Below are 15,488 nucleotides of genomic sequence, written 5' to 3'. Positions count from 1 at the left end.
ATGACCTTTAAAAACACCTTGGAATTCGCCCAACAATTGGATGCGGAGGACGTACTCTCTCACTATAGGGAAGAGTTTCATTATCCGCAGGTAAATGGAAAAGATGTCATTTATTTTACAGGCAATTCTTTGGGACTGCAGCCCAAGCGTTCACAAAAATTTGTGGATGAGGTAATGAAAGACTGGCGGGAACTCGCTGTTGAAGGACATTTTTATGCAGATAAACCCTGGTGGGATTATCACGAACGATTGGCCGAAGGTCTTTCCAAAGTAGTGGGGGCAAAACCGGAAGAGGTTTCGGTCATGAACACCCTTACCGTAAATTTACATTTGTTGATGGTGTCCTTTTATCGACCCACAGCCAAAAGGTTCAAGATCATTTGTGAAGAAAAGGCATTTCCCTCCGATCAGTATATGCTGCAAAGTCAGGTCAGATTTCATGGTCTGAATCCCAACGAGGCCATTGTCGAGTTGAAAAAGCGCGATGGGGAACATTCTTGGAGAACCCAAGATATTGTTCAAACCATTGAAGAAGTAGGGGAGGAACTTGCGCTGGTTTTGATGGGTGGCGTAAATTATTACAATGGACAGGTGTTGGACATGAAAGCCATAACAGAGGCCGGAAAGTCCGTTGGAGCTTTTGTAGGATGGGACTTGGCACATGCTGTTGGTAATGTAAAACTCCAACTTCATGGATGGGGCGCCGACTTTGCCGCTTGGTGTAGCTACAAGTATATGAACAGTGGTCCAGGAAACGCTTCGGGTATTTTTGTGCACGAAAAATACCTTGGTCAGAAAGATATTCCCCGTTTTGAGGGATGGTGGGGCACCAAAAAAGAGACTCGTTTTTTAATGGAACCCGAGTTTGACCCGATTGCATCCGCGGATGCATGGCAGTTGAGCAATCCACCCATTTTGTCCTTAGCCCCATATTTGGCTTCCTTGGAACTGTTTGACGAAGTGGGTATGGCCACCCTTATTGAAAAACAACAAAAAATAGTGGCTTATTTGGAATTTATCCTTCATGAAATTGATAAGCAGGTGGAAAGTTCGTTTGAAATTATCACCCCAAAGGATAGAGGCTGTCAGCTTTCTGTTTTTCTTCATGGAGAGGGTAGACCTTTGTTTGATTATTTGATGAAAAATGGGGTAATCACAGATTGGAGGGAACCCAACGTCATTAGACTGGCACCGGCACCATTTTACTGCTCTTTTGAGGATATGTACAATTTTGGACAGATTCTAAAGCGAGGCATCCTGCAAAAGTAGATTGCCGTATTTGGACTTTAGATAATTGGAAGGTGTAGTGCCCTGATATTTTTTAAACTGCCGGGAAAAATAAGAAGGGTCATTAAAGCCAGATTGATACATAACTTCAGTAATCAGGGTGTTACTTTCATTAAAAAGCTCCACTGCTTTGTTGATTCGAAATTCATTGACAAAATCGATGAAGGTACGCTGGGTCATTTTTTTGAAGAACCGGCAAAATGAGTTTGGTGTAAGTCCCAATTGAGTTGATATTTCACTCAAAGAAATGGTGCTGGAATAGTGATTGTTCACATACTCAAAAATTTCTTCCAGTCGCTTTATTTCATCCTTTTTGAAATTATCCAAGGAAAAAGTTTCAAATAGAAGCTCATGGGGTGTTTCCCTTGACAGCTGATCCAATATGAAAAGAAGATTGATCAATTTACTTTGATGATCCAAATCCCCGAACTTTTTAAAATCGGGCCAAAGTTTTTTCTGTATCTCAGAATCAAAAATCAAAACTTGTTTTGACTTTTTTATCAAAGAATTGATTCTTCCCAATTCGGGAAATACCTTAAGCTTTTCATCCAGAAACTCTTTCTTGAACTGAATCACAATTTCTAGATTGTCTGAATGTTCCCGGTTCCCAAAATCGGCATGGGGAATATTTCCTCCCAAAAAGACCAGAACCCCATTGGTGTAGTATCTTTTTTTGGAACCAATGCGCAATACGCCAGAGCCGTTCTTTACATACACCATTTCATATTCAGGGTGAATGTGCCAACCAGCAGATTCACAATAACTGTCGTTTGAGTAGGCTTCAATCTTTAAGGATGCATCCCTAGCTACATTTATGGACTCCAGTATGGGCTTCATAAAGTAAAATTACCTCAAATTTAAATATTTGAATGTAAATTGGAATAAATCATCTTGCTATTGGAATATTATGGGCAAGTTAAATTGATTGGGGATTGGTTACTTTGTATCCACAGTTTGCTATGAAATCACTAGCTCTTATTTTTTCCAACTCAAGATACTTTGCTCCGGCCTGGGTTTTTACCAGTCTTAATATTTGGTTTGGTACATGGGCCATTTATATTCCAACCGTAAAAGAAAAGCTTGGAATAGATAAAGCCGATTTGGGTATTGCCCTATTCTGCTTATCGCTTGGAGTTTTTACCATATTTCCAATGGCATCCAAGATCATCAACAAATTAGGGGTTGGAAAGGCCACATGGATAGGGGTGCTCTGTACAACTTGTGCGGCCATGTTGCCTTTATTGGCTCCAAATTATCATCTTTTGATGGGCAGTCTTTTTCTATTTGGATCTTGCACTGGGTTTACCGATATTTCGATGAATACCTTGGTCACCGAAATTGAAAAAGAGGATAAGCAAAACTTTATGTCCGCCGCCCACGGTTTTTTTAGTTTAGGTGGAATTTTGGTAGGCTTGGGTAGTTTCCTCATTCCAATAATAGGAAACCCGCTGCTACATATGGGCGTCACCGTGGTTGTGGTTCTTCTTATAAATGTAGCCTTCTATAAAAAATACGTGCATATTGTAGCGGCGCCGGTAGAGAAGGAGCCCTTCAGCCTAAAGCTGTTCAAACCTTTGCTTTTGCTGGGTATTATAGGTTTTGTTTCTATGGGTAGCGAGGGTGCTATCATAGATTGGAGCGGCCTTTATCTTAAAGAGGTCACTTTGGCCCCAGAAGTACTTATTGGTTCTGGATTTTTGGCATTTTCCATCACCATGACACTGGGACGCTTTTTAGGGGACGGTATCAGTGCAAAGATAGGTTCTGTAAAAATTGTGGGCATGGGAGCATTGATCGCCATTTCTGGGTACGCAATGGTGCTTTCAGGACAGACGATGCTGGCCATAATTGGTTTTGCATTCAACGGACTCGGATTCTCCGTAATGGTCCCCGAATTGTTTCGAATTGGAGGCAATGTAAGAGGCGTGGATTCTGCGCAAGGGGTTTCTTTTATAGCAGGAACAGGATACGCCGGGTTTTTAATTGGCCCTGTGATTTTAGGTTTCATGGCAGAGGAATTCTCTCTTACCCATAGTTTTTATCTCTTACTGGCCTGTGCGGTTTTGGTATTGGGAATTACTTTTTTTCTTTATCAAAACCGGAAGTAGACTTTCTAGTCCTCAACCTTCAATTCCGTAAAGTAGAGATGAAAACTGCCGTCAGCTTTTTTATGGCTTTGTGATATTTGCATACCGTTGATTTTTACGTAATCCTCCCAGGTGGTAACAAGGGAAGGCTCTTCCTGATTGGCCTTGCGGTAGGTCCATTCACGAATAATGTAATCATCCTTAAAATAAAAATCATAGGCATCCCCTGGAGTATAGCCTCCTTCATTGGCATAAACAATGGTCAGTTTTTGCATGGACTCCCCACTAATCGGCGCTTTATCACTTTCTGTGTGCTCAAAAGTATAGTTATTGGCATCCCACATAAGATTAAAAGGTGCCAAAAGCCAATATCTGTCATTAATGAACCCCCCATTGGTTTTTTGGGCGATACTGTCCATGGATTTTCGGTTATAGGATAAAGTATCTGTCCTAGAGATGGCCGTAATCTCATTTTGTTTGGGTTTCCACACCCAACTGCGTTCAAAATGGGTGCTGTCCCTATCTACATTGAACATGAAAGTTATTTGCTTCACAGAGCTCCAATTTTGGTATCCGTGGGCTTCGGCAATCAACTCTGGAATACTCCTTTCAGAGGAAACTTCAGTAGTAGGTGATGTCTTTGGTTCGCTTTTGCAGCTTGCCAATACCATTAAAAAGGATAAACTAAGTAAGGTCAATGTCTTCATGTCTGATTTTTAACCAAATATACCACGTTTTTAATGTATCTTGCGCTCCTTTTTTTGGTAAAAAACCATTTCTTAGATCGGCAAAAAAACAAATCAACCTAGGTGTGACTTTTCTAAAAAAACTGTTTCTAATACTTATAAGTAACCCCGACAAGGAATATTTGGAAACGGAAGACCATTATGCCCATCTATCTGATGAGGAATTAGTGAAGCGTATTGTGGCGAGTAACGACCCCTTATTGTTTGAGAGGTTGTACGACCGTTATGCTAAAATGGTGTACAATAAATGTTATGGTTTTGCCAACTCCAGTGATGAAGCGGAAGATCTGACCCAGGATGTTTTTCTACAACTCTTCATTAAGTTGAAGATGTTCAAAGGAAAATCTAAATTTTCAACATGGCTATATTCCTTCACCTACAATTTTTGTGTCAATTACGTCAACCGGAACAAACAGCGGAAGATGAGAGATCAATCCATCCCAGTGGAGGATACGGAATATAAACTTTCTGTAGAGGTCCCAGATGAAAGTCTCTATGAAATGAAGGCGGATAAACTCAAAAAGGCTTTGGAACTCATAGCTCCAGAGGATAAGTCCATTATGTTGTTGAAATATCAGGATGGAGCATCAATAAAGGACCTTGTAGGTATTATGGAGATTGGGGAAAGCGCGGTCAAGATGCGATTGAAGCGAGCAAAGGAGAAACTATTGGAAATCTATAACACCCTACAATAGATGGCAAAGAAAGAAAGGAATCCGTTTAAGCAACTGGAGGCTTCCCTACGGGAGGCACCACCAGGAATGAAGAAAAAGGTGATGAACGACATTGCTGCAGCAAAGTTAATCATGGACATGGCATCCCTATTTTCCATTAATGTGGGGAGCACTTTGCGAAAATTGTTCAGGACACTGGGAGAAAACTAAGACGAACACTATAAAGCTATATGTATGGAAACACTAAGTAATTGGAAAAATGTGACTTTGGACTCACTGTCTTCAATGGGCAAGAATATTGGTGCCGCGCTTCCCAAGATTGTTGGAGCCATTGCCATTCTTATTTTGGGCTGGTTGATTATTAAGATTGTACTTTTTATTCTAAGCAAGATTCTAAAATTGGCCAAAATGGATGCCCTAAGTGAGCGAATCAATGAAATGGACTTGTTGGGCAATGGAAAATTTAAGATTGATATCATTAAAATTACCCTGGGATTTGTAAAGTGGTTGCTGCTTTTGGTGTTCTTTATAGTTGCGGCCGATATTCTTGATTGGGGTATTATATCCACAGAAATAGGAAATCTACTACGTTATTTACCAAGATTGTTCACAGCGCTGGTGTTGTTTACCATAGGACTGTATTTGGGCAGTGTGGTAAAAAATGCCATAAAGAAGTTGTTTGAATCGTTTGAGTTTGGTGGCGGAAAGATCATAAGTGGGCTTATGTTTTATGTGATTGTCATTTTTATGTCGATTACCGCCTTGAACCAAGCTGGGGTGGACACCACCATCATTACCAATAACATTACGCTTATTTTAGGTTCCTTTTTATTGGCATTTGCACTGGGTCTTGGTCTAGGATCAAGGGAAATTGTTACAGACCTATTACGGTCTTTCTACACCCGAAAGAACTATGCTGTTGGGGATAAGATTGCCATCGGGGGGGATGAAGGTACTATTGCAGCCATAGAAAACAACAGTCTTACCCTGGTTACCAAAACAGGAAAATTTGTTATTCCCATTAAAGACGTGGTTTCTCAGAAGGTTGAAATAAAGTCGTAATGGACTTCTTGGAGAAACTGTAACTGTTCAAGCTGTAACTTCCTTGGAATTTGATTATTTTTGAAACTTTCAAGACATAAAAAATGAGTTCAAAAAAAGGAAAAGTTCAAGAATTGATTCAGGAAAAACTTCTGGAAGAGCGTAAAGTGTTCCTATGGGGCATGGTGGATGATGATTCTGCAAAGCATGTCATAGACCGCTTACTCTATTTGGATTTGCAGAACAATAAGGAAATACAACTGATCATCAATAGCCCAGGGGGGTATGTTACCTCTGGATTTGCCATATATGATACCATTAAGCAGATAAAGAGCCCCGTTTCTACGGTGTGTTCAGGTTTGGCCGCTTCTATGGGATCTATTCTACTTTCAGTAGGAGAGAAGGGTAGGAGGTTTATTCAGCCCCATGCCCGTGTTATGATCCATCAACCTAGTGGTGGTGCTCGGGGACAAGCCTCAAATATAGAGATCCAGGCCAAGGAGATTATCAAAACCAAGGAATTGGGTGCCCAGATTTTGGCAGACAATTGTGGCCAGTCTTTCGAGAAAGTGATGAAAGATTTTGATCGTGATTATTGGATGGGTGCAGAAGAATCTGTTGAGTACGGTATAGTGGATGGAATTCTAGAGTAGAATATACATGTAAAAGGGAAAAAGTCCTTCGCAAGTTTTTGTGAAGGACTTTTTGCATATATATGGACGCCTAAGCGGAATATTCTATATATATACGGCAAGAGTGGTACCAAAAGTTTTTAAAGAAGTGTTAAAAATGATTTTCATGACCTCTTTGTGCCTTTTAGTGCCCAAGATTTAAGGGAGTTGCCCAATACACGAATAAGGGTTAAATTCCGTATTTTTGAAGTTTAACCACAACGGGCCTAAAGGGCATTTATGACAAAGACCTCTAAAAATATAGCCATCATCGGTTCCGGATTGGTGGGCTCGCTCTTGGCTGTTTACCTTCGAAAAAAAGGGCATTCCGTTACTGTTTTTGATAGAAGACCAGACATTAGGACCATTGAGTTCTCCGGAAGGTCCATCAATTTGGCCATGAGCAATAGGGGATGGCGCTCCTTGCAAAAAGTTGGTCTAGAAGAACAGATAAAAGAAATTGCCATTCCATTGGATAAACGGGCCATGCATGTGAATGATAAACCGGTTTATTTTCAAAAATATGGAAAAGGCGGAGAGGCCATTTGGTCCATTTCCAGAGGTATTCTTAACAAGCGGATGATTGATTTGGCAGAAGATACAGGTGCTGTGTTTAGGTTCAATGAAAAAGTTTGGGACGTAAACTTGCCCGAAGCCAAAATTTATACTGGAGAATCGGAAAAGAGTGAGTGGAAAGAATACCAATACGATATCATATTCGGCTGTGATGGAGCTTTTTCCCGTGTGCGTCACAAAATGCAGCGTCGCAGTAGGTTTGACTACTCCCAAGATTTTTTGGATGTGGGCTATAAGGAACTGACCATTCCGGCCAACGAGGACGGAACCCATAAACTGGATAAAAATTCCTTTCATATTTGGCCTAGGGGAAAGTTTATGCTCATCGCCATGCCTAATATCGATGGTAGTTTTACCTGTACCCTATTTTTACCTTTTGAGGGCGAGGTGTCTTTTGAAAAGATTACCACCCCGGAGGAAGCCAAGGCCTTTTTCAAGGAATATTTTCCCAATGTGAAAAAGGAGATAGAAAATCTGTCCCAGGACTTTTTCAAGAACCCTACCAGTGCTATGGTTACCATGAAATGTTACCCGTGGACTTATTGGAACAAAGTGGCTTTGGTGGGTGATTCAGCCCATGCCATTGTACCGTTTTACGGACAGGGTATGAATGCTGGTTTTGAAGATATTTATGTACTCAATGAACTTATGGAAATCCATGGTGATGACTGGGATACCATTTTCTCCGAGTACCAAAAGACCCGAAAGCCCAATGCTGATGCCATTGCGGAACTCAGCTACCGGAATTTTGTTGAAATGAGTAGCAAGACGGCCAATCCCAAATTTTTGTTGCAGAAAAAGATTGAGAAATGGTTTGCCACGAAGCATCCAGAAAAATGGATTCCGGTATATAGCCGGGTAACCTTTTCAGATAGGCCCTATGCAGAAGCTTTGGCGATTGGTGATAAGCAGGAAGCGATCATGAAAGAGGTAATGCAGATGCCCAATATCGAGGAGAAATGGGATTCCAAAGGAGTGGAGGAAATGATTATTGGATTATTGGATAATCAGATTTAGTTGTCATTTCAACTGAATGGAGGAAATCTTTTTTAGCCCATGGATATTGCAAAATTGTTTGTAATACTTTGCGCCAGTTGGTAGAATAGATGTTCAAAAGTTTCCTTTTGCCTTGTGTGTGCTGATACTGATTGCACGAATTTTCTCGAAGACAGAGCCAGTTCCATGACTCTATGTTTGTCCGGGGTCATTTCGACCGAATGGGAGAAATCTATTTTAAGAGATGTCCCAATTACTTTGCCCATTTCGAAGGACATAAAAAAGCCACCTTTTAGGTGGCTTGTATTTTTTTATGCAGTACAATGCTACAGCTTGGTAAAAAGCTCTTGCATTCTTTCTTGTTCCTCTTCAGCCAACAATGGGTCTACCAAGATTCTTCCGCTGTGCTCATCTGTGATGATTTTTTTGCGTGAAGCAATCTCTACCTGCACCTGAGGTGGAATGGTAAAGAAAGAACCTCCAGAAGCACCACGCTCCACAGGAACCACGGCAAGACCGTTCTTCACATTGTGTCGGATTCTTTTGTAAGCCTGAATCAATCTATCTTCAATTTTTTCCTCGAACTCTTCAGATTTTTTCAAAAGAGCCTTTTCTTCCTTTTCGGTTTCGGCCAAAATAGCGTCCAGCTCACCTTTTTTATGCTTAAGGTGGCCCTCACGCTCGGTTAATTTTTCCTTGGTGTCGGCAATAACCTCTTTTTTCTGTTCAATCTGTGCCTTAAATTCCTTAATGTTCTTTTCGGCCAATTGAATCTCCAATTCTTGGAACTCAACTTCCTTGCTCAAAGAGTTGAACTCACGGCTGTTTCGTACATTCTTTTGTTGCTCGGCGTATTTTTTTATTAAAGCTTTGGCCTCCTCAATAAGGTTTTTCTTGGCCGTAATCTCAAAATTGACGGTTTCCACATCGGTCTTGAGTTTGTCCATACGGGTTTTAAGGCCAAGGACCTCGTCCTCTAAATCTTGTACTTCCAAAGGCAATTCGCCCCTAACATTGCGTATCTCGTCAACCCTGGAATCAATAAGCTGTAAATCGTACAGTGCTCTCAGCTTTTCTTCCACGGTGCTTTCTTTTTTATTCGCCATAAATTATAAATACTTGATGGGATTCGTTATACTCTCCGATAAAGAGACTGCAAAATTAGGAATTTTTTTCGTAAGATAATCAACCAATAAATCTTTTGTAAACTGCTCAGTTTCAAAGTGCCCAATATCGGCGATCACAAGTTGACCTTCAGCTTCATAAAATTGATGATATTTTAGGTCCGAAGTAATAAAAATATCTGCCCCAGCCTTTTTTGCCGCTCCAATCGCAAAAGCACCACTTCCTCCCAAAACAGCAACTTTCCTTATCTTCTTTCCCAAGAGTTTTGAATGTCTCACCACGGAAGCATTCATGGTTTTTTTCAATCGCTTTAAAAAGGCATCTTCCTCTATTTCGGTTTCAAGTTCACCAACCATGCCCATGCCCAAATCTTGATTTGTATTTTGCAAAATCATTACTTCATATGCCACTTCTTCATAGGGATGTGAGTCAAAAAGTGCTTTTAAAATACGGTTTTCCTTTTCAAAAGAGTAGATTACATTGATTTGAACTTCTTTTTCCAGGTGAACTTCTCCAATTTTACCAACACTCGGATTAGCAGTATCACCCGGTTTAAAACTGCCCACACCTTCAACAATAAAGCTGCAACTGCTGTATTTTCCTATTTCGCCGGCACCCGCTTCAAAAAGAGCGGATTTTACCCTTTCGGTATCTTCCAATGGGGCATACGTGGTCAATTTCCTGATGGAACCTTTTTTTGGAATAAGAATTTTTGGATTTTGAATGCCCAACACTTCACAAATCTTGGCGTTCACACCCAAGTTGCTATTGTCCAATGCGGTGTGCATGCTGTAAATGGCAATGTTATGGGTGATGGCCTTCATGACCACCCGTTCCACATAGGTGCGGCCCGTTAGCTTTTTTAATCCGCTGAAAATAATGGGGTGGAAGCTAATAATAAGATTGCAGTTTTTTTCAATGGCCTCATCCACTACATTTTCCAAAGTATCCAAGGTCACAAGGGCACCTTGAACCTCCATGTTGGGATTCCCCACCAATAATCCTACGTTGTCAAAATCCTCAGCATGAGGTAATGGAGCAAGTTCTTCCAGTATTTTTGAGATATCCTGTACGGTCATTTCACATTTCTTAAGTAGGCTAAAGATAAAATATTATATTTTCGTCCCATGGTGCAATTGCTGCGCAAAATAGCGTTTCCTTTTTCCTTGCTCTATGCCCTGGTGGTGCATGTACGTAATTTGCTGTACGATGTAGGTGCATTCAGGTCAAAATCATTTCAAACACCAACCATTTGTGTGGGCAATCTGAGTGTGGGCGGAACCGGAAAAACTCCCATGGTTGAATATTTGATTCGAACTTTGGAGGGGCATAAGGTGGCGGTTTTGAGTAGGGGATATAAGCGAAAATCCAAAGGATTTGTATTGGCCGATCAAAACAGTTTGGTTACGGATTTGGGTGATGAGCCCTTTCAAATCCATCAAAAGTTTCCTGAGATTTCTGTTGCTGTTGATGCGGACAGAAGAAACGGCCTGACCCAACTGGAGGTACAGGTACAGCCCGAAGTGGTGCTGTTGGATGATGCATTTCAGCATAGACGTGTAAAACCTAAGTATTCCATTTTGCTTACGGCTTACGGTAATTTATTTGTGGATGATTGGTATCTGCCTACGGGAAATCTTCGGGACAGTAAAAGGGAGTATAGGCGAGCAGATATAATTATAGTTACCAAATGCCCTGAAACATTGACCAAAGCGGAGCGAAAAACAATCTTGCAAAAATTGAAGCCCAAGTCTCACCAGCATGTATTGTTTTCCTCGTTGGCGTATGGCAACCAACTGAAACAAGGCCAGACAGATAATCATGGGTTTGATGAAATAAAGGGAAGAAAAATAGCTTTGGTGACTGGAATTGCTTTTCCAGAACCTTTGGTGAAGTATTTACAATCCCGAGAGTTGTCATTTGAACATTTTGAATTCAGCGACCATCATGATTTTACGAGGGAAGAAATTGCAACGTTCAAAGATTACGAAGTGATTTTGACCACAGAAAAAGACTATGTTCGGTTAGAAGGTCGATTGGAAAATTTATACTATTTGGAAGTTGCCCACAGTTTTGCGGCTGATGACCACGCTATACTTCAAAAGAGCATCAAGGGATTGCTCTAGACCAAACCTTCCATTTTGTTCTTGAAGATATTTTCTCCAATTTTTTGATAGAAGACCTCAGGTTTAAAGGGTTTTGTGACCACATCGTTACAACCTGCCTGATAGAAACTATCCAAGCTATCATCCAATGAAATGGCTGTCAGGGCAATAATAGGGGTTTCTTGATCAAACTTCCGAATTTGACGTGTGGCTTCCTCACCGCTGATGCCAGGCATATGAATATCCATTAAAATGGCATCATATCTATTGGTTTTGGCATGATCAATGGCTTCGTTTCCATTATTGGCAATATCACAGGTAATCTCTTTTTTGGTGAGCATCTTTTTGGTGATGACCTGATTAATCTTGTTATCCTCAACAATCAAGATATGCAAACCTTTAAAGTTGAATTCTTCTGGGTCAAGTTCGAAGGCAACATCATCCAAGGCTTTCGCATCACACTTAAAGTCCATTTCAAAAAAGAATGAACTACCATGATCAAGTTCGCTTTCCAGATGGATGGTACTTCCAAACAGACCAAGCAAACTTTTTACAATGGTCAATCCTAGACCAGTGCCTCCATATTCCCGGTTGATCTGTATGGAACCTTGCTCAAAACTGTCGAAAATATTTTTCTGTTGATCTTCGGAAATTCCTATACCATTGTCCCTTACCTCAAAATAGAGTTTTACTTGATCTTCTTCTTTCTGCAACAGTTTGGCTATGACTTCTACCTTGCCATTTTTGGTGAATTTTAGAGCATTGCCCACCAAATTCATGAATACTTGGGACAGTTTTATGGGGTCTCCAAGAAGTTGTTGGGGAATAGAGGGGTCATAGTCAAGAATAAGCTTGGTTTTATTCTCGTTGGCGTTTTGTTGGAGTGATTCAACAACATCCGTAAGAATCTTTTGCAATTTGAACTCAATGCTCAAAGGTTCCAATTTATCCGCATCAATTTTATTGATTTGGAGAATATCGTTGATGAAATTCAACAGGTATTCACCGGAGAACTTCAAGGATTTTAAATGCTCTTTTTGGTGTTCGGCAGGGTTTTCCTCCAATAAAAGGTGGGTCAGGCCTGTAACAGCATAAAGTGGTGTCCTGAGTTCATGGGTAACTGTTGAAAGAAAATTGGTTTTTGCTTCCATGGCAGATACCGCAGCATCCCTGGCCAACTCCAACTCTTTGTTTTTGGTGTACAACAGATCATTGGTCTTTAGCTTGATCTGATTGTTTCTGAAAAGGGATACGGCAAGCAACGAAATTATGGTCAAGAATGCCGAGGTGAGTATGGCGGTGATTTCTGAACGATTTTTGGATTCGCTCAACTCCTCGTTCTTGGCGGTGAGCTTGTTTATTTCGTTCATTTGGTGCTCAAAGCGAATCTTGTCTGCTGTCTTGGCCTCCAACTTTGCTTTTTCTATGGTAAAAACGGAATCTTTTATTTTTTCCAAGGCTTTGTTATAGGTCAGGGCCTCGTTGTACCTTCCAAGAGTTTCATAGATGAAGGAAAGCTCTTCGTTGGCTTTTCTTATTTCTTTGGCAAAACCATGCTTTTGCGCCAATTCAAGTGCTGCCTTGGAGTGAACGATACCCTCATCCAAATCATTCAGCTTAACACTTATTTCCGCTAATTGAAGGTTGGCCCTTGTGGCCAAATAAGCTCGTTCCTTATCATCTGAATTGACGATTAGGGCATGGAGGTTCTTTATGGCGTTATCATATTTTTCAATATTGGTAAAGATGCTGGCTTCCAAGAGTAGAATGTTATTACTCAGATTTCTGTTGTTGCTCAACATCCTGGATTCTTCCAATGATTTTAAGGATTGGAAGTTGTTCCCTTCATCGAAAAGAAGTGCTGCATCCAAATAAAGATGAAATGCCTGTCCGTAAGAATATGAAATGTCTTTTAGCAAAATGCTTGCCCTGTCCCAGTAAAATATAGCAGTTTCCTTATCTCCTTCATCCAAAAACAATCGGGAATATTGGTGGTAGGTATCCAGTAAAAGCTTGGCGTCTTCGTTATCTTCAGCAATTTTGGCAGCTTGATCTAAAGTTTCGAGGGCCTTGTCTATTTTGTTCTCATGTCTGTAGACCATGAAATCATCAAAAATAGACTGTATGGTAGCGGTGGAATTGGTATCGGTTTGACCAAAAGATATCGTGGTGCACAACATAATGCACAGTAGAAACAGCATTTTAATGCCTATCCATTTGTGTGGTAAGCTCTTGATCAAACGTAATTCTTCTTTATAAGCAAAACTATTAAATCAATAATTCTGGAGCAATATCCAGTCTCATTGTCGTACCATCCGATAATTTTCACCATTTTGCCAATAACGGAGGTCATCAAAGAATCAAACGTACAAGAATGGCAACTATTGTTTATATCGATGGAAACAATGGGGTCTTCTGTGTAAAAAAGGATGTTTTTGAGTCCATTTTCAGCGTAACTCTTAAAGGTAGCATTAATTTCTTCAATAGAAGTCTCCTTTTTAACATTGAAGGTTATATCAGTCAACGAACCGTTGGGAACAGGTACCCTAATGCCACATCCGCCTATTACATCAGATAATTCAGGGAATATTTTGGTCAATGCCTTGGCTGCACCCGTTGTAGTGGGAATGATGGATTGGGTTGCCGCCCTGGCACGCCTGAGGTCGCGGTGTGGGGCATCGTGCAGACTTTGATCCGAAGTATAGGAATGTATCGTGGTAATGTATGCTTGTTCTATGCCACAAAGCTCGTTTACGACCTTTATCATGGGGGCCGCATTGTTGGTGGTACAAGATGCATTGGAAATGATTTGGTCCTGAGCCTCAATATCGCCTTCATTTACCCCAAGGACCACCATTTTTATAGTATCGTCTTCAGGAGGAACGGATAAAATCACTTTTTTGGCCCCATTTTTTAGGTGAAAGGCCAATTGTTCCTCTTTTTTGAATTTTCCGGTAGCCTCTACCACTAAGTCAACATGGTGTGCTGCCCAATCAATATCTTGTGGATGGCTGTGGTTTAAAACAGCTACTTTTTTTCCATTGACCACGAAGCCATCTTTTTCCGGAGTAACATGGGCATGGAACCCACCATGGATACTATCATATTTTAAGAGATGGGCCAGGGTAGGGGCGCTGGCCAAATCATTGATGGCCACAACGGAAATTTGGGGATGATCCTCTAATAATCTAAATAGGGTTCTGCCAATGCGTCCAAAGCCGTTGATGCCAATGGAAATCTGTTTCATTTGATAGGGATGATTAGATAGGTTTGGAACTAGTGAATATGTTTGTGGGCTTTGTACGAGGAGCGCACAAGCGCACCACTTTCCACATGTCTAAAGCCCATTTCCAAACCTATTTCCTCATATTTTTTGAATTGCTCCGGCAAAATAAACTCTTTTACGGGCAAATGTTTTTTAGAGGGTTGAAGGTATTGTCCAATCGTTACTACATCCACATTGGCTTTGCGGAGGTCTTTCATTGTTTCAATAACTTCATGTTCTTCTTCGCCCAATCCCAACATGATACCGGATTTGGTTCTATTGGCGCCATTTTTCTTTAGATATTCCAACACGCCCAGACTTCGTTCATACTTTGCCTGTATCCGAACCTCTCGGGTAAGCCTTTTTACGGTTTCCATGTTGTGCGAGATAACTTCGGGAGCCACTTTCAAAATTCGATCCAAATGGGTATCAATGCCTTGAAAATCTGGAATAAGTGTTTCTAGGGTGGTTTCAGGGTTCATTCTTCGTACTGCCTTAACGGTCTCGGCCCAGATAATGGAACCCATGTCCTTTAAATCATCCCTGTCCACAGAAGTGAGCACGGCGTGCTTAATGTTCATGATCTTTATGGAGCGTGCCACTTTTTCAGGTTCCGCCCAATCCACAGTTTCCGGTCTGCCGGTTTTTACACCGCAAAATCCACATGAACGGGTACAGATGTTTCCCAAAATCATAAAAGTAGCGGTACCTTCTCCCCAGCATTCGCCCATATTGGGGCAGCTTCCTGAGGTGCAGATGGTATGAAGGTCATACTTATCCACCAATCCGCGTAGCTGGGTATATTTTTTCCCAGTAGGCAATTTTACCCTAAGCCATTTGGGTTTTCCTTTAGGTGGTAGAACGCTTTCGGCTACACTTGTGCTCATACATACAATTTGAAGTACAAAGATACGA

General features: G+C 41.0%; 15 protein-coding genes. 8 read left to right on the top strand and 7 right to left on the bottom strand.

Annotated features, from left to right (window positions below):
* The gene (kynU, locus tag EZV76_RS09950) at positions 1-1,269 is read left to right on the top strand and encodes a kynureninase (RefSeq protein WP_136566397.1); all 1,269 of its coding nucleotides are present in this window, start codon (positions 1-3) and stop codon (positions 1,267-1,269) included.
* On the opposite strand, the gene EZV76_RS09945 is transcribed toward kynU, so the two are convergent.
* The gene (locus tag EZV76_RS09945; protein ID WP_136566396.1) at positions 1,243-2,124 is read right to left on the bottom strand and encodes an AraC family transcriptional regulator; all 882 of its coding nucleotides are present in this window, start codon (positions 2,122-2,124) and stop codon (positions 1,243-1,245) included. The genes kynU and EZV76_RS09945 overlap by 27 nt on opposite strands.
* A 122-nt stretch (positions 2,125-2,246) precedes the next feature.
* Here EZV76_RS09945 and EZV76_RS09940 point away from each other — a divergent pair, with 122 nt between their 5' ends.
* Positions 2,247-3,395: an MFS transporter gene (locus tag EZV76_RS09940; RefSeq protein WP_136566395.1), complete on the top strand. Its 1,149-nt coding sequence runs from the start codon at positions 2,247-2,249 to the stop codon at positions 3,393-3,395.
* Positions 3,396-3,400: 5 nt separating this feature from the next.
* Here the strand turns inward: EZV76_RS09940 and EZV76_RS09935 are convergent, their stop codons facing one another.
* Positions 3,401-4,081 carry a hypothetical protein gene (locus EZV76_RS09935; protein WP_136566394.1) on the bottom strand — a complete coding sequence of 227 codons (681 nt, stop codon included), beginning with the start codon at positions 4,079-4,081 and terminating at the stop codon, positions 3,401-3,403.
* Positions 4,082-4,185: 104 nt separating this feature from the next.
* Between EZV76_RS09935 and EZV76_RS09930 the strand changes: the two genes are divergently transcribed.
* The 5 genes from EZV76_RS09930 (at position 4,186) to EZV76_RS09910 (ending at position 8,099) form a co-directional block, all read left to right on the top strand.
* On the top strand, positions 4,186-4,815 hold the full coding sequence (locus EZV76_RS09930) for an RNA polymerase sigma factor (RefSeq protein ID WP_136566393.1): 630 nt from the start codon (positions 4,186-4,188) through the stop codon (positions 4,813-4,815).
* Positions 4,816-5,004, top strand: a complete 189-nt coding sequence (locus EZV76_RS09925; RefSeq protein WP_136566392.1) for a hypothetical protein — start codon at positions 4,816-4,818, stop codon at positions 5,002-5,004.
* Between the two features lie 24 nt (positions 5,005-5,028).
* The gene (locus tag EZV76_RS09920; protein WP_136566391.1) at positions 5,029-5,856 is read left to right on the top strand and encodes a mechanosensitive ion channel family protein; all 828 of its coding nucleotides are present in this window, start codon (positions 5,029-5,031) and stop codon (positions 5,854-5,856) included.
* Positions 5,857-5,939: 83 nt separating this feature from the next.
* Complete coding sequence (locus tag EZV76_RS09915) at positions 5,940-6,488, top strand: ClpP family protease (protein WP_129656070.1); 549 nt, start codon at positions 5,940-5,942, stop codon at positions 6,486-6,488.
* Between the two features lie 258 nt (positions 6,489-6,746).
* On the top strand, positions 6,747-8,099 hold the full coding sequence (locus tag EZV76_RS09910; protein ID WP_136566390.1) for an FAD-dependent oxidoreductase: 1,353 nt from the start codon (positions 6,747-6,749) through the stop codon (positions 8,097-8,099).
* Between the two features lie 305 nt (positions 8,100-8,404).
* On the opposite strand, the gene EZV76_RS09905 is transcribed toward EZV76_RS09910, so the two are convergent.
* Both EZV76_RS09905 and EZV76_RS09900 read right to left on the bottom strand, forming a co-directional pair.
* Positions 8,405-9,184: a zinc ribbon domain-containing protein gene (locus EZV76_RS09905; RefSeq protein ID WP_136566389.1), complete on the bottom strand. Its 780-nt coding sequence runs from the start codon at positions 9,182-9,184 to the stop codon at positions 8,405-8,407.
* A 3-nt stretch (positions 9,185-9,187) separates the two neighbouring features.
* Positions 9,188-10,282 carry a Nif3-like dinuclear metal center hexameric protein gene (locus tag EZV76_RS09900; protein WP_136566388.1) on the bottom strand — a complete coding sequence of 365 codons (1,095 nt, stop codon included), beginning with the start codon at positions 10,280-10,282 and terminating at the stop codon, positions 9,188-9,190.
* A 48-nt stretch (positions 10,283-10,330) separates the two neighbouring features.
* Here EZV76_RS09900 and lpxK point away from each other — a divergent pair, with 48 nt between their 5' ends.
* Positions 10,331-11,329 (top strand): tetraacyldisaccharide 4'-kinase, encoded by a 999-nt coding sequence (gene lpxK / locus EZV76_RS09895; RefSeq protein WP_136566387.1) that lies wholly within the window; start codon positions 10,331-10,333, stop codon positions 11,327-11,329.
* On the opposite strand, the gene EZV76_RS09890 is transcribed toward lpxK, so the two are convergent.
* Genes EZV76_RS09890 through lipA form a run of 3 tightly spaced genes read right to left on the bottom strand, consistent with a single transcriptional unit; the run spans position 11,326 to position 15,460 of the window.
* Positions 11,326-13,509 carry a hybrid sensor histidine kinase/response regulator gene (locus EZV76_RS09890; RefSeq protein WP_201741853.1) on the bottom strand — a complete coding sequence of 728 codons (2,184 nt, stop codon included), beginning with the start codon at positions 13,507-13,509 and terminating at the stop codon, positions 11,326-11,328. The two genes, lpxK and EZV76_RS09890, sit on opposite strands and share 4 nt — an antisense overlap.
* Before the next feature lie 35 nt (positions 13,510-13,544).
* Positions 13,545-14,555: a type I glyceraldehyde-3-phosphate dehydrogenase gene (gene gap, locus EZV76_RS09885; protein WP_136566385.1), complete on the bottom strand. Its 1,011-nt coding sequence runs from the start codon at positions 14,553-14,555 to the stop codon at positions 13,545-13,547.
* A gap of 29 nt (positions 14,556-14,584) precedes the next feature.
* Complete coding sequence (lipA, locus tag EZV76_RS09880; protein ID WP_136566384.1) at positions 14,585-15,460, bottom strand: lipoyl synthase; 876 nt, start codon at positions 15,458-15,460, stop codon at positions 14,585-14,587.
* Between the last annotated feature and the right edge of the window lie 28 nt (positions 15,461-15,488).

It is taken from the genome of Flagellimonas alvinocaridis (assembly GCF_004916895.1).
GTDB lineage: Bacteria > Bacteroidota > Bacteroidia > Flavobacteriales > Flavobacteriaceae > Flagellimonas > Flagellimonas alvinocaridis.
This window is presented reverse-complemented; position numbering and strand designations above follow the sequence as displayed.